This window comes from Micromonospora sp. NPDC004704, from assembly GCF_053601675.1.
Genome location: NZ_JBSGCD010000006.1, coordinates 13,592 through 32,423, shown reverse-complemented (window position 1 = coordinate 32,423; position 18,832 = coordinate 13,592). Strand labels below are relative to the sequence as shown.

Genomic DNA, 18,832 nt, shown 5'->3' with positions numbered 1-18,832 from the left:
TCATCGGCGGGCGAACACCACGTAGTCGTCGAGGTACTGCCACACCGTGCCGACCTCGGCAAACCCTGCCGTACGCAAAGCGGCGAGGTGGAACTCCAGCGGTGCCAGGGGCTGGGGTGGCCGGTCGGCAAAACGCCGTTCCCGCTCCACCGCCAGCGGGGCGATCTCCGGATCGGCGAGGGCTTCGGCGTACCACTGCTGGTAGTCGAGCGCACCACCGGCGAAGCCGGCCTGCTGCACCTTCGCGTCGTGCAGTCGCGACAGGTCGTGCAGGGTGGTCGACGGGGCGAACCGGAGGTGGTCGGCGTTGAGCAGGATGCCGCCGGGCGGGAGCAGCTCGGCCGCCGCGGTGTACACCCGCAGGAGTTGCTCGGGCGAGAGCCAGTGCAGCGCCGTGGAGCTGAGTACGGCGTCGATCCGCCGCCCGTCGAGGAACCGGCTCCAGTCCGGGGCGACCAGGTCAACCTCGTGCACCTGCGCCCGTGCCCCGTACTCGGCGAGCACACCGCGGGCGACGTGCAGCAGGATCGGGTCGTAGTCGACGGCAACGGTCCGGGCGTTCGGCAGGGCCCCGAGCACCCGGTCGGAGATCGCACCGGGACCGCAGGCCAGGTCGAGCACGGTCAGGTCGTCCGGAAGCAGCAACCGCAGTACGTCGAGCATGGCGGCGAACCGGTCCTCGCGGTTGGCGACGTACGCGGCCTGCTGGTCGTCCCAGAGCCGGAGCAGCCGCCGGGCGGGGTGGGTGGTGGTCTGGTCGAGCATGGCTTCTCCGGTGTTCATCGCAGGTTCGGGGCGAGGGTGTGCAGACCGGCGCTGACCTGCTCCAACGCGCCTACGCTGCGGATCGAGGGGTCCATCGACGAGCCGGACACGGTGATGAACCGCCCGTTGACCACCGCGTCGAGCTTGGCCGTGACCGGGTTCTTCCGCAGGAAGTCGATTTTCGACTGGGCGCTGTCGCCGTCGCCGCCACGGGTCAGGTCGGCCAGCACGATCACGTCCGGGTTGCGCTGGGCGATCTCCTCCCAGTTGCCGGCCGGCCACTTCTGCTTCGCGTCGGTGAACGCGTTGGTCGCCCCGAGCAGCGAACTGATGGTGTCCGGCAGCCCACCGTGTCCGGCCACGTACGGGGTGCTGGTGCCGGAGTAGTACCAGAGCAGCGAGGTGTCCGGTGCGGCCGTACCGGTTCGCTTCGCCGCGTCCAGCCGGGCCTGCTGTCCGGCCACCACCTGGTCGCCCTTGGCCGCCACACCGAAGATGGTGGCGATGTCCCTGATCTCGGCGAAGATGCCGTCGAACGTCACCTCGTCCCTGGCGATGGCCTGGTCCTCGCAGGCGAACGCGGACAGGTACGCGGGCACCCCGAGCGCACCCAGTTCCTTACGCTCCCCCGCCGCGTCCGGCGCGTACGCCGACGAGTACGTGGAGTACACGAAGTCGGGGTTCGCCGCGCGTACCGCCTCCCGCGAGGGGTAGAGCTTGGCCAGCACCGGCACCCGGTCGTAGTCGGCGCGAAGCTCGGGCAGCACCGGGTCGGTCTGGTAGCTGGTGCCGATCATCCGATCGGCCAGCCCGAGGGTCAGCATGATCTCGGTGGCGTTCTGCTCCAGGGCGACCGCCCGGCTCGGCGGTGCCGCCACGGTCAGCGGCAACCCACAACTACTCACCACCACCGGGCTCGCGCCCGCCGTCACCCCCGCCGCCTCCGGCGCCGGGGACTCACCGCAGGCAGCCAGACCACCAAGGGCCACTACGGCCATAATCGAAATGAAAGTCGTTTTCACAACGCCGGACCCTACCAGGCCACCGCACCACCCCAACACACCCCAACCACACAAAGACACATGCCACTCAACAGATAGTCACCGCAACCAATACACAAAAACGCCGGCCCACCAAAGGTGACCCGGCGCTCCAACACATCTTCAGACAGAACAACCCCTGCTGCCGCCACAACCCAAGCGGCTAAGGGGTTGGGGCGGCATGCCCCGCGGAGGAATCAAGCCTGAACGCCCGGAGCGGGGCATGCCGCCCCAACCCCTAAACCCCGCTAGCGACCCCCACCACGGAACACCTCGGCCACCGTACGCAGCACGACCTTGATGTCCAGCCAGAGCGACCAGTTCTCGATGTAGTAGTTGTCGAACCGGGCCCGGTCGGAGATCGGGGTGTCCCCGCGCAAGCCACTGACCTGGGCAAGCCCGGTCAGACCGACCGGCACCCGGTGGCGCATCGCGTAGTCGGGGTGCTCGGCGGAGAACTTCTCCACGAAGAAGGGACGCTCCGGACGCGGACCGACCACCGTCATGTCACCGCGCAGGATGTTCCAGAGCTGAGGCAGCTCGTCCAGCGACGTACGCCGCATGAACCGACCGATCGGGCTGACCCGCTGGTCGTTCGCGATGGACCAGTTCGTCTGCGACTCCCGCTCGTTGACCGGGCGCATCGAGCGGAATTTGATCACGTTGAACGGCTGGCCGTAACGCCCGATTCGCTCCTGGTAGAAGAAGATCCCGCGCCCACCGTCGAGGAACGTGGCGATTGCGCAGAGCAACAGGATCGGGCTCAGCGCGAGCAGCGCGATGGACGCGAAGATGATGTCCGAGGCCCGCTTCACCGCCCACCTGGGGCCGGACAGGGTGGTGTGCCGGATCTGCACGACCGGGATCGCGCCGATGTGGTCCGGGAGCCCGGCGTAGGAACGGGAGCCCCACAGCCGGGGCACCGCCCAGAGGTCACAGCTCGCGGAGCCCGGCTGTTGCAGGATCTCCATCAGAGTGCCCTCGTCGGAGGTGGGGTCGGCGATGATGAGCACGTCGCACTCGACAACCGAGATGAGCTTCTCGAGGTCGTTGAAGGTACCGATCAGCGGCGGTGCACCGGGTTCGTTGTGCATCTCGGCGTCGACACAGCCGGCGAAGCGGAGGCCGTACTGAGGGTAGCGGCGCAGCAACCGGGCGATCTCGAGGGCGATCGGACCGCCACCGAGGATGATGGCGTTGTGCTCCGCCCACCGTCGTTTGCGCGCGACCAGCGCGATCTTCCGGGTGATTGCCCGCCCGACGATGACCAGCCCGGCGGAGAGCGCCACCCCGTGCATGAACCCGACCAGGTACTGGAGTTCGTCGTGCCGCGAGGCCGCGATGACCGCCACGATGCCGGCCGAGGCGAGCAGCCGGCCACAGATGCTGGGCAGCTCGTCGAGGATGCTCACGTGCCGGCGGGCCCGGTAGAGGCCACCGGTGGCGAAGATGGTGACCGTCAGCGCGGCGGCGAACAACGTTCCGCGCTGGTAGCGGTCGGTCAGCAGCAGCGGCGCCAGGAGGGCGACGATGTCGACCGGCGCGGTGAGCATCCAGGCCCGCAAACCACGGGTACGTCCCGAAGCGCGGGAACTGACATAGGGCAGAACCGCAGTGGTCGCGTACGGCGAGGGACCCGAGTTACCCGGTGCAGTGGCCCGTCCACGCGCCGTACGGGGTTTGGGGATCGTCGTCTCGGTGTCGAACTCGCCGACCGCCGTCCCCTGGCCGGGTACCGGTACCGACTGGCCGTTCGCCTCGTCGATGGGTTGCCCGACCGAATCCTGGCGCACCGTCGGCCAGCTCGACATGTTTATGACCTCCCCGTTTGGCGCAACAGGAAACGCGCCGGGAGCAGGATACGGCTGCCATAGCCGTTCCGCCAGCGGCGCATCTGGCAGAGTTTGTCGGCCGGTAGGGGAAGAGTCCCGGCGCCAACCCATTGCCCGGTAACGGATGTATCAATCCGTCGCCTGGAACGCGATCGATACGCCAACGGGGTCCTATTTGGTCACTGTCCGTGACGCTCGTGATGCTTGGGGCTGTGGCCGGGTCAGGCGACCGCCGCATCATGGGGCCGACGAGTGGCACAGGCCACTGCTCGAGGACGGGTGCCGGCGGTCCACGGTGGAAGTCCGTTCATCTGCCGTACACGTTGTGCGACCCGAACGGCCCCGGAACGACATCCGCCGGTCGGCCGCGAGGGCCGACCGGCGGTGCTGTGAACGGTCGGGTCAGCCGCGCTCGACGAGGTGGCCGATGATGTCCGGGCCGAAGATGGCGGTGCCGGACCCGTCGCGGCGCTCGTCGGTGGCGGGGAGGGCGAGCGGCTCCCCGCGCTTGCTCGCACCGACCGGACGCGGCCCCACCCAGGCCACGACCAGCCGGGTCTCGCCCTTCAGGAACCGCTGTGCCCGTACTCCGCCGGTGGCTCGGCCCTTGGCCGGGTAGAGGGCGAACGGGGTGACCTTCACGCCACTGCCGGTGCTGGTGACCACCATCGGGTCGCCCTGCTCCGGGTCGTTGGTCCGGACCGCCCCGAAGAACAGGACCTGCGCGTCGGTGGTGAGGTTGACGCCGGCCATGCCGCCGCCCTTGAGCCCCTGCGGGCGTACGAGCTGCGCCGGGAACCGCAGCAGCGAGGCGTCCGAGGTGACGAAGACGAGCGACTCCGTACCGTCGGCGAGCCAGGTCGCACCGACCACCTCGTCACCCTCGCGCAGGCCGATCACCTCGAACTCGTCCGCCCGGACCGGCCATTCCGGCGCGCACACCTTGACCACGCCCTGTCGGGTGCCCAGGGCGAGCCCCGGTGACCCGGCCCCCTGGTCGCCCAGGGGCACCAGCCCGACGACGGTCTCGCCCGACTGCAACGACACCAACTCGGAGGCGGACATGCCGCCGCTGACCGACACCGTGCCGGCCTGCTCGGGCAGGACCGGCAGCGGAAGGACGTCGGTCTTGAACGCCCGACCGGCGCTGGTGATCAGGAGCACCTGGCCACGGGCGGTGGCCCGGACGACCGTACGGACAGCGTCGTGCTTGGTACGGCCGTTGCGGCGCCGCCCCTCGGAGGTCTCCTCGGACTCGGCGGCGGTCCGGGCGACCAGACCGGTCGCGGAGAGGATCACCTGGCAGGGGTCGTCGGCGACCTCCAGCGGACCGGCCGGAGCGGAGGCGGCGAGCACCTCCTTGAGGTCCCCGTCGACCAGGGTCGTACGCCGTGGGGTCGCGAAGTCCTTCACCACGGCGGCCAGTTCGTCCGAGACGACCCGGCGCAGCACTGCCTCGTCGTCGAGGATCGCCGACAGCGCGGCGATCTCGTTGCGCAACTGGTCCCGCTCGGCCTCCAGCTCGATCCGGTCGAACTTGGTGAGCCGGCGCAACGGGGTGTCGAGGATGTAACCGGCCTGGATCTCGGAGAGCTGGAACCGGCCCATCAGGGCGTCCCGGGCGGCCAGGGCGTTGTCGCTGCCCCGGATCAGCCGGACCACCTCGTCGATGTCGAGCAGTGCGATCAACAGGCCGTCGACCAGGTGCAGCCGGTCCTGGCGCTTACGTCGGCGGAACGTCGTACGACGGGTCACCACCTGATAGCGGTGGGCAAGGAACACCTCGAGCAGTGACTTGAGCCCGAGGGTCTGCGGCTGCCCGTCCACCAGGACGAGGTTGTTCACGCCGAACGACTGCTCCAGCGGGGTGAGCCGGTAGAGGTCGGCGAGCAGTGCCTGCGGGTTCACCCCGACCTTGCACTCGATGACCAGGCGGGTGCCGTTCTCCCGGTCGGTCAGGTCCTTCACGTCGGCGATGCCCTGCAACCGGGCCGGCTGGCGCTGACCCTTGCGCGGGCCGGAGGTGATCGGCTTGCCGCGTACCTCGTCGGTGATCGCCTCGATGACCTTCTCCGCGCCGACGCCGTACGGCAGTTCGGTGACGGTGATGGCCTGCCGGCCCCGGCTGCCCTCCAGCGGGCCGATCGTCACCCGGCCCCGCATCCGGACCACCCCACGCCCGGTCTCGTACGCCTTGCGCACCTCGTCCAGGCCGAGCAGCAGGCCACCGGTCGGCAGGTCCGGACCGGGGACGAACTCCATCAGCTTGTCCAGGGACGCGTCCGGGTGCCTGATCAGCCAACGGGCCGCCGCGACCACCTCGCCGAGGTTGTGCGGGATCATGTTCGTGGCCATCCCGACCGCGATCCCCGAGGTGCCGTTGACCAGCAGGTTCGGGAAGGCGGCGGGCAGAACGCTGGGCTCGGACAGCGACCCGTCGTAGTTCGGCCGGAAGTCGACCGTGCCCTCGCCGAGCTCGCCGACCAGCAGCATCGCCTCGCGGGACATCCGGGCCTCGGTGTACCGGGCGGCGGCCGGGCCGTCGTCCGGCGAGCCGAAGTTGCCGTGGCCGTCGATCAGCGGGACGTTGAGGGAGAAGTTCTGCGCCAGCCGGACCATCGCGTCGTAGATCGCGGTGTCACCGTGCGGGTGGTACTTACCCATCACGTCACCGACGACGCGGGCCGACTTCACGTGCCCCCGGTCCGGCCGGTAGCCCTGCTCGCTCATGGAGTACAGGATCCGGCGGTGCACCGGCTTGAGACCGTCGCGCGCGTCCGGCAGCGCCCGGGAGTGGATCACCGAGAAGGCGTACTCCAGGTAGGAGTCCTCCACCTCGGTGGCGAGCGGGTTGTCGAGAACCCGCGCCCCCGCCTGGTCGAAGGCGGACAGGTCGACCTTCGAGGGTTTGCCGGTACGGCGTGCCATGACTGCGTGCTCTCTTCCATCCGTCGGCCGGTTCGGCGACCGCTCTTGTTACACGACGACTCGGGCGTGGCGGAGCCGGCGGCCGGCTCGGCCCGTCAGGTGTCGATGGTCTCCTGGTCGACCCGGCTGGCGGAGTCGATGAGCCAGTTCTTGCGGGGTTCGACCTTCTCCCCCATGAGCAGTTCGAGGACTTCCTCGGCCGCCTCGGCGTCGTCGAGCTTGATCCGGCGGACCGCACGGGTGGCCGGGTTCATCGTGGTGTCCCACAACTCGTCGGCGTCCATCTCGCCGAGACCCTTGAACCGGGGAATCGGGGTGACGACCTGCTTGCCGGCCTTCTCCAGCCGGGCGACCGTGCTCGACATCTCGGCCTGGGTGTAGGTGTAGTGGGTCTCCGGGTTGCGGCCCTTGGTGCTGACCTTGTGCAGCGGTGGCACCGCGGCGAAGAGCCGACCGGCCTCGATCACCGGTCGCATGTACTTGGCGAACAGGGTGATCAGCAGGGTACGGATGTGCGAGCCGTCCACGTCCGCGTCCGCCATGATCATGATCCGGCCGTACCGGAGGGCGTCGAGATCGAAGGTACGGCCCGAGCCTGCCCCGAGCACCTGGACGATCGCCGAACACTCGGCGTTGTCCAGGACCTGTTGCAGGCTGGCCTTCTGCACATTCAGGATCTTGCCCCGGATCGGCAGCAGTGCCTGGTACTCCGACGATCGGGCCAGCCGGGCGGTGCCCAGCGCGCTGTCCCCCTCGACGATGAACAGCTCGCTGCGCTCGACCCCGGTGGAACGGCAGTCCACCAGCTTCGGCGGCATCGAGGCGCCCTCGAGCGCGGTCTTGCGCCGGGCCGCGTCCTTCTGCTGCTTCTGGGTCAGCCGGACCCGCGCGGCGTCCACGATCTTCTGCAGCACCGTACGCGCCTCGGCCTTGGTCCGCCGGTCTTCCAGCCAGGCCTTGACCTGCTGCTCGACGACCGTCTGGACCACCTTGGTGACCGGGGCGGTGGAGAGTTCGTCCTTGGTCTGCGAGGTGAACTGCGGCTCGGGGATCCGCACGTGCACCACGACGGTCATGCCCTCGAGCACGTCGTCGAGGATCGGCGGATCCTCCTTCGGCTTGAGCAGACCACGGGTGTTGCGGATCGCGGTCGTCAACGCACGTACGGCACCGCGCTCGAAACCCTTGCGGTGGGTGCCGCCGTGCACGTTGCGGATGGTGTTGGTGAAGGTCTCCACCGTCCGCTCGTAACCGGTCCCCCACTTGAGCGCGACCTCGACCTCGGCCCGGCGCTCCACGTTGCTCTGCATCACGCCGTGCTCGTCGGCGGCGTTCTCCCGGTAGGTGCCCTCGCCGTTGATGAGGAGGGTGCCGGAGACCGGCTTGTCCCCGGCCGGGGTCAGGAAGTCCACCATGTCGCCGAGGCCGTTGGGGAAGTGGAACGTCTCGGTCGTGGGCGTCTCGGCGGTGTTGTCCCGCAACGCGTAGGTGACGCCGGGCACGAGGAACGCGGTGTTGCGCAGCTTGGTCCGGACAGCGTCCACGTCGAGCGAGGCGCCGGTCTCGAAGTAGCGGGCGTCGTGCCAGTAGCGGATGGAGGTGCCGGTGGAGGCGCCGCGCTTCATCCGGCCCAACGGCCGCAGGCCCGGCTGCCGGGTGAAGGTCGCATCCGGCCCCGCGCCGTCGAAGACACCCGGTACGCCGTGCTGGAACGACATCTGGTGGACCTGTCCGCCGCGCGCGACGGTGACGTCGAACCGGTGGGAGAGCGCATTGACCGCCGAGGCGCCCACACCGTGCAGACCGCCGGAGGTCTTGTAGCCGGAGCCGCCGAACTTCCCGCCGGCGTGCAGCCGGGTCAGGACCAGCTCGACACCGGAGAGCCCGGACCGTGCGTGCAGGTCGGTCGGGATCCCTCGGCCGTCGTCGTCCACCTGCACCGAACCGTCGGCGTGCAGGGTGACCTCGACGTGGGTGGCGTGACCGGCCACGCCCTCGTCGGTGGAGTTGTCCAGGATCTCGTTGAACAGGTGACCCACGCCACGGCTGTCGGTCGACCCGATGTACATGCCGGGTCGCTTCCGGACGGCGTCGAGGCCTTCCAGATGGGTGAGGTCGTCTGCCCCGTACAGAATCTCAGGCTGTGCAGTCAACGAGCTGAACTCCCAGAGGTGCGGTGTTACACGCCGAGAATCGGCATGATCGTCGGTCGGCGGGCCGGCGCTGCCCGCGAGCCTACCTACTCCCCTGTCCGCTCTGACGGGACTGTCCGGGTCGGCGGGGCGCGGCGGGGACGGACATCACGTCATCGTGCCGTCGGGGTACGACAGGAAGTCTCCCCGTACCACCACCGACAGGCAAATCTTGTCATTGCAAAGTCATTCCGGGCGACGGCATGTTGTCACTGTAAAGATCTGCCCGGCGGTCGCGCTCGGCGCCGCGAGAGGACCGATGGGGTGGACGGCGTCGGCGCGGTCAGGTGGCCTCGGGGTCCAGTCCCAGCGCCGACCGGCCGCCGTCGACCGGCAGGATCGCGCCGTTGACGAAACTCGCCTGGTCGGAGAGGAGGTAGGCGACCGTCGCCGCCACCTCGTCGGGTCGGCCCACCCGCCCCACCGGGTGCAGTCGGGCCATCTCCGCCTCCACCCCGGCCGCCTCCCGCTGCGGGAGACCGGCGAGGAGCCCCTCGTAGCGCTCGGTGGTGATGCTGCCGAGCGCGACGGCATTGACCCGGATGCCGTACGGCCCGTAGTCGACCGCCGCCGCCCGGGTGAGGCCCTCCACGGCGGCCTTGGCCGTGGCATAGGGCAGGGCACCGCGTACCGCGCGTTGGGCCTGGTGGGAGGAGATGTTGACGATCGCCCCAGGCGTACCGGCGGCGAGGAACCGGCGGACCGCCGTCGCGCACCCGACCACGGCCGGCTCGACGTTGCCGGCGATCAGGTCGGCGACCTCGCGGGCCGGGGCGGAGTGCAGCGCCGCGTCACGGAAGATCGCGGCGTTGTTGACCCAGCCGGCGAAGGTCCCCGCCGTCGCCGCGAGATCGACGGCGGCCTCGGTCACCGCCTCGTCGGCGGCGCTGCCGGGAAGCGCGACCAGCCGTGGACCGGCCGGATGGTCCGCCGTCCAGGTCAGGGCCGGCGCCGAGAGTTCGATCACCACAACCGCGTGACCGTCGGCGAGGAGTCGCTCCACGATGGACCGGCCGACCCCTCGACCACCACCGGTCACCACGTACGAACGCCGCACGGCACTTCCTCCCACCGCTGAGGGGTGTCAACCGGACGTGGTCTCTCCCGGGAGAGGTCCTCCACCTGCCGGACGACCGATTCGATCGGGGCGGACGCGTCGATCTCGGCGGTGGCGGTGGCCCGGAGCAGGGGTTCGACGACGGCGACGTGTTCCAGGATGGCAGCCCGTTCGTCGGGCCGCTTGCCGTACGGGTTGTCGGTCCGGGCGGCAATGCGCGACAGCAGCACCTCGACGGGAGCGCTGAGCAGCACGACATGATCGAACTCCGGATAGAACCGGCCCTGGTTGCTCTTGCAGCCGGCCACGAACAGGTGTCCCGTTCGATGGCCCGCGAGCAGGTCCGTCATGGCCTCCTCGCGCCAGATCCAGTCGGACGATCCGTCCGGCAGCGTCACCCAGTGACTCCACCGGTCGGTGTCGGTGTCGACGCTCCGGTGCCCTCGGGTGGCGAGGATCCGCAGCACCGTCGACTTGCCGGTGCCCGACATCCCGGTGATCAGAACCTTCACCATCCCGCGAGCCTAGAAGCCGTGAGCAGTCGACGCAGCCCCGGCGAGACCCTGGTCGTCAGTCGAGCGGTTTGGCGAACCAGTGCTCGGCGTACGGGCTGGTGTTGAACGGCTCCACCTCGACGTACCCGTGCCCGGTGTAGAGCCGGCGTGCCTCGACCAGGTCGTGGCGGGTGTCGAGCCGCAGCCGCGACAGCCCCCGGCTCCGGGCGACCTCCTCCAACCCGGTGAGTAACCGTGACGCGATCCCCTGTCGACGGGCGGTCCCGGCGACGAAGACGCGGGTGACCTCGCCGAGGGCGTCGGGCAGGAGGCGCAGGCCGGCGCAACCGACCGGGGCGGTGCCGTCGGTGGCCGCCCAGAAGTAACCGTGCGGGGGAACGAGGTCGTCGCTGGGCTCGTCGAGCAGCACCGCGTCGAGTTCGGCCGAGGTCGCCCGGCGGCCGTGGTAGCGGCTCACGATGTCGTCGTAGTAGTCGCGCAGGATCCTGCTGCCGACGTCGGAGTCGGGGCGTACCAGGGTGATCGAGATGGTTGTCGGGGTCTGTGGCACGCCGGCCATGGTCGCCGAGTCCGCCGCCGACCGCCAGCGCATTTCGGCGACCGTCCCTACGCGGAGGTCGCCCTGGCGGACTCGATGCCGTCGAGCAGCACGGTGAGGCCGAACCTGAACGTCTCCCGCGACTCCTGCTCCAGGTAGGGCACGGTCTCGTCGTCGAGTTGGAAACCCTGGTCGCCCTCCATCCGGGTCACGGTCGGGAACCGCTCGGCGAAGTCGGGGGCGACCTCCGCCAGCAGGGCCGAGCGGGCGTACCACCAGTCCTCGTCCGACATCCCGGTGGCCACCTTCGCGTGCCGGGCCTCCGTCGCCGTCTGGGCGATGCCCCGGACGAAGTGGAACAGCGTGCCGACCGTGCGTCGCAGCGCCTTGGCGTCCAGCCCGGTCCGGTAGAGGATCCCCAGCAGGGTCTCCAGTACGACGTACTCGTTCGGTCCGAGGACCGGTCGGGCCTGGGACACCTGGAGCACCCAGGGGTGGCGCAGGTAGAACTCCCACAGGTCCCCGGCCCAGGCGGTGAGCGTGGCCCGCCAGCCGGGCTCCGGGGCGTACCCGGTGGGTAGTTCGGCGTGTACCCGGTCGTACATCAGGTCGAGCAGTTCGGCCTTGTTCGGCACGTACGTGTAGAGCGCCATCGCCGTACGTCCGAACCGCTCGCCCACCGCGCGCATGGACAGGCCCGCCATGCCGTCCCGGTCGGCCACCTCGATCGCGGCGTCCACGATCTCGTCCACGTTCAGTGCCGGCTTGGGCCCCGGACCGGTCCGCACCTCGGGCGAGCCCGGCGTACGCCACAGCAGGGCCATCGAACGGCGGGGATCGCCCTGGCCGGCAAAGACCACCACTTGCAACTCCTTAGCACATAAACTAACCTCGTCAGGTTATCTTTTTATGCCGTAAGAATATCAGGGGGAACGGTATGGGAAACGACCGCGCCAGCCAACCGTCGGGCAACGGGGGCGGGCCGGGCGGCGGACTGCTGCTCGCCGACGGCAACCGACCGGAACCACGCGCCGCCGTTGATGCCGCCCCCGGTCAGCGCGCCGATCTCGACCGCACCAACCCGACCCGCCCCGCCGACAGCCACGGGATGATCGAGGTACGGGGCGCCCGGGAGAACAACCTGGTCGACGTCTCCGTGGACATTCCCAAGCGCCATCTCACGGTCTTCACCGGCGTCTCCGGTTCCGGGAAGTCCTCGCTCGTGTTCGGCACCATCGCCGCCGAGTCCCAGCGGCTCATCAACGAGACCTACACCGCCTTCGTCCAGTCCTTCATGCCGAACCTCGGCCGGCCGGACGTGGACGCCCTGCACAACCTCAGCGCGGCGATCGTGGTCGACCAGGAGCGGATGGGCGCCAACTCGCGCTCCACCGTCGGTACGGCGACCGACGCCCACACCATGCTGCGGATCATCTTCAGCCGTCTCGGCACCCCACACGTCGGCACCTCGACCGCGTTCAGTTTCAACAGCGCCGAGGGCATGTGCCCGGAGTGTGAGGGACTCGGCCGGGTGTCCACCATCGACGTCCACCAGCTCGTGGACATCGACCTGTCGCTCAACGAGGGTGCGATCACCGCGCCGAACTTCGCCGTCGGAGGGTGGTACTGGCAGACCATGGCCCAGTCCGGCCTCTTCGACCCGGACACGAAGCTGAAGGACTACACCCCGCAGCAGTGGGAGGACTTCCTGCACAAGCCTCCCACCAAGATCATGACGAACAACTTCAACACCACGTACGAGGGCCTACTGGTCAAGGTGCAGCGGCTCTACCTGGCCAAGGACCGCGAGTCGATGCAGGCGCACATCCGGGCCTTCGTCGACCGGGCCGTCACCTTCACCGGCTGCCCGGCCTGCGGCGGCGCCCGACTCAACGCGGCGGCGCTGGGCTCGACCATCGACGGCCGCAACATCGCCGAGTGCTCCGCCATGCAGATCAGCGACCTGGCCACGTTCGTCCGCGCCATCACGGACCCCTCGGTGGCGCCGCTGGTCAGGACGCTGCGCGACACCCTGGACTCACTGGTCGAGATCGGCCTCGGATACCTGAGCCTGGACCGGGAGTCCGGCACCCTCTCCGGTGGCGAGGCGCAACGGGTGAAGATGGTCCGGCACCTCGGTTCCAGCCTCACCGACGTCACCTACGTCTTCGACGAGCCGACCGTGGGCCTGCACCCGCACGACATCCAGCGGATGAACGACCTGCTGATCCGGCTGCGCGACAAGGGCAACACCGTACTGGTGGTGGAGCACAAGCCCGAGGTGGTCGAGATCGCCGACCACGTGGTCGACCTGGGACCGGGCGCGGGATCGGCCGGCGGCCGGATCTGCTACACCGGCGACGTGGCCGGACTCCGGAGATCCGACACGCTCACCGGCCGCCACCTGGGTCACCGGGCCCGGCTGCGCGAGCGCGTACGGCAGCCGCAGGGGCAGCTCCACATCACCGGCGCCCACCTGCACAACCTCAAGGACGTCGACGTCGACATCCCGCTCGGCGTACTGACCGTGGTCACCGGGGTCGCCGGATCGGGCAAGAGTTCACTGATCCACGGGTCGCTGCCTCGCCGCGAGGGGGTGGCCGTGGTCGACCAGTCCCCGATCCGGGGCTCCCGGCGCAGCAATCCGGCCACCTACACCGGCCTGCTCGACCCGATCCGGACCGCCTTCGCGAAGGCCAACGGGGTCAAGGCGGCCCTGTTCAGCGCGAACTCCGAGGGTGCGTGCGGGAACTGCAAGGGCATCGGCCTCGTGTACACCGACCTCGCCATGATGGCCGGGGTGGCGTCGGTCTGCGAGCAGTGTGAGGGCAAGCGGTTCACCCCCGAGGTGCTCACCCACAAGCTGCGCGGCCGGGACATCAGCGAGGTCCTGGCCATGTCGGTGACCGAGGCGCGGGACTTCTTCACCAGCGGACCGGCGCGGGCGATCCTCGACCGGCTCGCCGACGCCGGCCTGGGCTACATCGGGCTGGGGCAGCCGCTCACCACCCTGTCCGGCGGGGAGCGGCAGCGGATCAAGCTGGCCATCCAGATGGCGGAGAAGGCCACCACGTACGTGCTGGACGAACCGACCACCGGGCTGCACCTGGCCGACGTGGACAAGCTCCTCGCCCTGTTGGACCGGCTGGTCGACGACGGCAACACGGTGGTGGTGATCGAGCACCACCAGGCGGTGATGGCACACGCCGACTGGCTGATCGACCTCGGTCCCGGCGCGGGGCAGGACGGCGGCCGGGTGGTGTTCACCGGTACCCCGGCGGACCTGGTCGCGGGCGGGGACTCGCTCACCGCCCGACACCTGCGGAAATACCTGGGGGTGACCGGGCGCGCCTGATCGGCGATCCGCTTTCGAACACAGATCTCACGCTTCTAACAGCGCGGTCGCCCGACGAGGGCGAGGAGATCGAGGTGGTCGAGGTGGTCGAGGTGCCGTTCCGGGAGGCGCTGGAGCTGACCCGTACCGGGGGGATAGTCGACGCCAAGACCATCATGCTGTTGCAGTGGGCCGCCCTGGACGGTCCGTTCCGCGTCGACCGGGACGGCTAGGCTCGGCCCGGTCGCCGATCGACGGGAGTGGCCGTGGCCGAGGATCCGGACACCGCGCTGACCGTGGCGCTGGCCGAGTACGAGCACCTGCGCGAGGCGCGCCGGGCGAACACCGACCAGGCCACCGCGAGGTTCAATTTCTTCCTGGTGGTGACCTCGGCCGCGACCGCGGTCGCGGCGGCCCTGATCACCGGCGGGGGCGGCGGCCCGGCGATCACCGGGGCGGTGACCGGGATCGGCGCGCTGGTGCTGCTGCTCGGGTCGACCATCTTCGTCCGGCAGGTCGAGTTCACCAACCGGGCCCGGCTGTACGCGGTGGCGACCGACTCGATCCGTACCTACCTGGCCCGGCGGGCGCCGGAGGTGGCCCCGTACATCGTCATGCCCACCCTGGACGATCGCGGCATCTACCAGGGACGGCCACCCGGCGGGCCGTGGCTGCGCGAGGTCGTCGGGCTCTCCGGCACCATCGGCCTGGTGAACAGCGCCCTGCTCGCCCTCGGCAGCGGCCTGGCCCTGCGACGCGCGGGTGCGCCGACATGGGCCGCCGGCACCTGCGGTCTGCTGGTCCTGCTGGGCGGCACGGCCGGGCATGTCTGGTACATCCGCCGCCGGTCGAAGACCGCGTTCGCGGCGATCCGGGCCAGTGTGGAGCAACGCCATCCGGTCGGTGACGATCCGACGCGGGTTCCGTCCCGCACGCCGGGGCCGCGCTCCGGCGAAGAGGATCCGCCGGAACCCGGACCGGCGGTCGACCCACCACGGGTCCGCTGGCACCCGTAGTACGGCTCCGGGTCCGACCCGCCACGCCCTCACGGGACGCCCACCTGTCCTGCCACGACAGCTCGGGAGGCGGACGTCATCGGATGAATTCCGGCCACCAGGAGGGACCCGACATCGGATGGTTCACCGGTCGGGTCGGGGCCGTGGTGGCTTCCGGTGCCTGCCCCGCTACCAAGGATCACCCCGCAGCGAAGCGACTTCACCCGGCCTGAGCTGGGGCGACAGAACATCGACGGCCAAGGATTGACTAGCAAAGACATCCGATGTTAACTGCATGTGACAGATGTGGGTCGGTTGGACATCCGGGGCGGATCATCGCGCCGGAAAACCCGTCCGAACTCACGTAAAACCAGCTCGTGGTAGCTCCCCACTTCGGCGGATGGGGAGTCGCACGGACGCACCGCGTCCGTGGCACGGGCACATCGCCAACGAGCGATCTAGAGGGGATCGTGTCGATGAAGATGAGTACGCCGACCCGCATCGCCGCCGCCGCCCTGCTCGTGGTCGGCCTGGCGGTCAGCGGACAGAGCACCCCGGCGGCAGCGTCACCGACGGACGCCGCGTTCAACTCCGGCACCGGAACACTGAACGTCAACTACGCCAACTACCTGTCGAAGCACGACATCGTCTACAACCGCCCGAACACCAACCCGCTGCACGGCCTGACGGTCGGCAACGGGCGCACCGGGGCGATGGCCTGGAACCAGAACGGCCTCACCATGCAGGTGTCCGGGGTCGACCTGTCGCAGCAGTCGACGTACGCGGCCGGCCTGGTGAACCTGTTCAGCAACCCGCAGATGGACACCGGATACTCCACGTTCCAGCAGCGGCTCTCGCTCTACGACGGCACGCTCACCACGAAGTACGACAGCAACCGTACGGTGACCGTGATGGGCTCGCCCAACTCCGAGGTGATGGGCATCCACGTCGAGGACACCCGGCCGGGTGTCACGAGCGTCGGGCTGGACCTGAGCCTGTGGGACCCGAACACGGTCCAGAACATCGCCGACGTGCCGGACCTGAACACATGGCGGACGTACTCGACGTTCGCGGACGCGAGCGGGGTCGGAATCAGCCGGGGGCAGAGCGACCCGAACAACTTCGGCTACACGCTCGCCGCCACGGTCGAGGGGGCCAGTTACACCTCCCAGGTCGTCAACGGCCGGCAGGTCCGGTTGAACATCACCCCGACCTCCAGCTACACGGTCTGGTTCACCGCGGCCAGCCGGATCAACTCCCCCGGCCTCAACTCGGTCACCCAGGCCCGCAACCAGCTCGCCTCGGTCAAGAGCACCGGGTACGCGACCACCCTGAACAACTACCGCAACTGGTGGCACGCGTTCTGGGAGAAGTCGTTCGTCCAGTACTCCAACTCGGCCGGTGACGCCGACTACCTGGAGAACGTCTACTACCTGGCCACGTACATGATCGCCGCCGGTGGTTACGGCAACTACCCGCTGCACTTCATCAACGGTGTGTTCCGGGCGACCCAGGACCAGAGCAAGTGGAGCAACGGGTACTGGTACTGGAACCAACGCGACGTCTACAACTCGTTCTACGCCTCGAACCACACCGAACTGATGGGCGGGTTCAACCGGCTCTACAGCCGCAACCTGAGCGCGCTGAAGTCGTACACGACGACCCGGTACGGCAGTGACGGGCTCTGGGTGCCGGAGACGATGGGCTGGGACGGGAACGCGCGCGGGACGGTCAACAGCGACTACGTCAACGACCTGTACTCCACCGGCACCGAGGCCGCGTACAACATGTACCTGCAGTACCGGTACACCAACGACGAGAACTACCTGCGCAACACGGCGTACCCGTACATGCGGGAAGCGGTGAAGTTCTACGAGGACCGGTTGTCGGTCGACGGCAGCGGCCGGTACTACATGGCGAACTCGAACTCGCACGAGACGTACTGGGACGTGCGCAACGCGATCACCGACCTGGCCGCCGTACGGCTGCTGTTCCCGCTCACCATCTCGGTCAGCAACCAGCTCGGGCTGGACAGCGGGCTGCGGGCGAACTGGCAGAACATCGTCAACAACCTGGCCCCATACCAGATCCAGAACGGCGCCTACCTGCCGCACGACCCGCCGATCTCACAGACCCGCAACAACGAGAACGTTGCCCTGGAGCTGGTCTGGCCCTACGACCAGACCGGGATCGGGTACGCCGACCAGCAGACCGCGATCAACACGTTCAACGTCCGGCCGCACCCGTACGGCAACGTCTGGTCCAACGACCACGTGCACGCAGCCCGGCTCGGCCTCGCCGACCAGGCGTTCCAGGGCATGCGGACGATGCTGCAGAAGTACCAGAACTACCCCAACGGCATGACCAACAACACCAACGGGGTGTTCGAGTACCTGGGCATCCACCTGGCGGCGATGAACGAGTCGCTGATGCAGAGCTACAACGACAAGATCCGGGTCTTCCCGGCGATCCCGTCGGGCTTCGTCGGCAAGTTCACCCTCCTGGCCAAGGACGGTTTCCTGGTCAGCTCGGAGCGCGAGGCCAACGAGACCAAGTACGTCGGGATCAAGAGCCTGTACGGCAAGCAGGCTCGGGTGGTCAACCCGTGGGGCACCCAGGAGGTCCGGGTCCGGCGTACGTCGGACAACGCCATCCTGACGACCAGCTCGGCCGGCGAGATCACCTTCGCCACCGCGGCCAACGCGGTGTACGTGGTCGAGCGGACCGCCAAGCCGCTGAGCGGCTACAGCTCGACGACGTTGACCGGAACCGCCAACCAGGGCGCCAAGAGCCTGCTCAACACGGCCTCGACCCTCGGCCTCGGCGGTGGCACCGGAGGTGGCGGGCTGGTCAACAACACCCTGCTCACCTACGACGCCAACTGGCACCTGACCACCGCCCGGGGGTACGGCGACTACAACGACGACACCCACCACACCAACACCGTCGGCGCGACCGCCTCGTACACCTTCACCGGTACCGGGGTGGAGTACCTGTCCGAGCGCAACGGTGACATGGGCAACGTCGACGTCTACATCGACAACGTCCTCCAGGCCAACGTGAACCTGTACGTCAGCGGCGCCCGACAGGCGCAGGCGGTGGTCTACAGCAAGACCGGTCTGACCAACGGCTCGCACACGATCCGGATCGTCAACAAGGCCACCTCGGTCGGCATGGTCGACGCCCTGCGGATCCTCACCGGCGGCACCCCGACCGGTGGCACCGCGATCCGGGCCGGGGCCAACAACCAGTACGTCACCGCCGGCAGTGCACCGCTGATCGCCAACTCCACCACCGTCGGCACCACCCAGCAGTTCGACGTGGTCGCCGTCGGCTCGGGCAACGTGGCGCTGCGGTCGCGGGCGAACAACCAGTTCGTCTGCGCCGAGAACGCCGGTGCGGCGGCGCTGATCGCCAACCGGCCCTCGGCCGGCTCGTGGGAGACGTTCACGCAGGTGAGCAACTCGGACGGCACGGTGAGCTTCCGGGCCACGGTCAACAACAGTTACGTGTCGGCCGAGAACGGGGGTGCGGGGGCGCTCATCGCCAACCGCGCCACGATCGGCCCCTGGGAGAAGTTCACCCTGGTCTCCAGCTAGCGCCCCCGCTACGAGCCGCCCGGCGGGGGTCGGCAGC

Annotated in this window: 13 protein-coding genes; 4 read left to right on the top strand and 9 right to left on the bottom strand. The window is 69.1% G+C overall.

Annotated elements, in window-relative coordinates; genetic code table 11:
• The 9 genes from ACWEFB_RS10075 to ACWEFB_RS10035 form a co-directional block, all read right to left on the bottom strand.
• A complete protein-coding gene (locus ACWEFB_RS10075; protein WP_452284113.1) occupies positions 1-765 on the bottom strand; it encodes a class I SAM-dependent methyltransferase in 765 nt (254 codons plus the stop codon).
• 14 nt (positions 766-779) lie between these two features.
• On the bottom strand, positions 780-1,763 hold the full coding sequence (locus tag ACWEFB_RS10070) for an ABC transporter substrate-binding protein (protein WP_452284111.1): 984 nt from the start codon (positions 1,761-1,763) through the stop codon (positions 780-782).
• 290 nt (positions 1,764-2,053) lie between these two features.
• Complete coding sequence (locus ACWEFB_RS10065; RefSeq protein WP_452284109.1) at positions 2,054-3,616, bottom strand: sugar transferase; 1,563 nt, start codon at positions 3,614-3,616, stop codon at positions 2,054-2,056.
• A 423-nt stretch (positions 3,617-4,039) separates the two neighbouring features.
• Positions 4,040-6,565 (bottom strand): DNA gyrase/topoisomerase IV subunit A, encoded by a 2,526-nt coding sequence (locus tag ACWEFB_RS10060; protein ID WP_452284107.1) that lies wholly within the window; start codon positions 6,563-6,565, stop codon positions 4,040-4,042.
• A 95-nt stretch (positions 6,566-6,660) separates the two neighbouring features.
• Positions 6,661-8,718: a DNA gyrase/topoisomerase IV subunit B gene (locus ACWEFB_RS10055; protein ID WP_452284105.1), complete on the bottom strand. Its 2,058-nt coding sequence runs from the start codon at positions 8,716-8,718 to the stop codon at positions 6,661-6,663.
• 322 nt (positions 8,719-9,040) lie between these two features.
• Positions 9,041-9,814, bottom strand: a complete 774-nt coding sequence (locus tag ACWEFB_RS10050; protein WP_452284103.1) for an SDR family NAD(P)-dependent oxidoreductase — start codon at positions 9,812-9,814, stop codon at positions 9,041-9,043.
• Positions 9,793-10,329, bottom strand: a complete 537-nt coding sequence (locus ACWEFB_RS10045) for an AAA family ATPase (protein ID WP_452284101.1) — start codon at positions 10,327-10,329, stop codon at positions 9,793-9,795. Before ACWEFB_RS10045 ends, ACWEFB_RS10050 begins: the two co-directional genes overlap by 22 nt.
• A gap of 55 nt (positions 10,330-10,384) precedes the next feature.
• Positions 10,385-10,921, bottom strand: a complete 537-nt coding sequence (locus ACWEFB_RS10040; RefSeq protein WP_452284099.1) for a GNAT family N-acetyltransferase — start codon at positions 10,919-10,921, stop codon at positions 10,385-10,387.
• A gap of 14 nt (positions 10,922-10,935) precedes the next feature.
• Entirely contained in the window at positions 10,936-11,730 is a 795-nt protein-coding gene (locus ACWEFB_RS10035; protein WP_452284097.1) for a TetR/AcrR family transcriptional regulator, read from the bottom strand.
• 245 nt (positions 11,731-11,975) lie between these two features.
• Here ACWEFB_RS10035 and ACWEFB_RS10030 point away from each other — a divergent pair, with 245 nt between their 5' ends.
• The 4 genes from ACWEFB_RS10030 to ACWEFB_RS10015 all read left to right on the top strand — a co-directional run bounded on the left by ACWEFB_RS10030 (position 11,976) and on the right by ACWEFB_RS10015 (position 18,795).
• Positions 11,976-14,222, top strand: a complete 2,247-nt coding sequence (locus ACWEFB_RS10030) for an ATP-binding cassette domain-containing protein (protein ID WP_452284596.1) — start codon at positions 11,976-11,978, stop codon at positions 14,220-14,222.
• A gap of 74 nt (positions 14,223-14,296) precedes the next feature.
• Complete coding sequence (locus ACWEFB_RS10025; protein WP_452284095.1) at positions 14,297-14,434, top strand: hypothetical protein; 138 nt, start codon at positions 14,297-14,299, stop codon at positions 14,432-14,434.
• Between the two features lie 33 nt (positions 14,435-14,467).
• Positions 14,468-15,217: a hypothetical protein gene (locus ACWEFB_RS10020; RefSeq protein WP_452284093.1), complete on the top strand. Its 750-nt coding sequence runs from the start codon at positions 14,468-14,470 to the stop codon at positions 15,215-15,217.
• A 455-nt stretch (positions 15,218-15,672) separates the two neighbouring features.
• Positions 15,673-18,795: a glycosyl hydrolase family 95 catalytic domain-containing protein gene (locus tag ACWEFB_RS10015; protein WP_452284091.1), complete on the top strand. Its 3,123-nt coding sequence runs from the start codon at positions 15,673-15,675 to the stop codon at positions 18,793-18,795.
• The last annotated feature ends 37 nt before the right edge of the window (positions 18,796-18,832 follow it).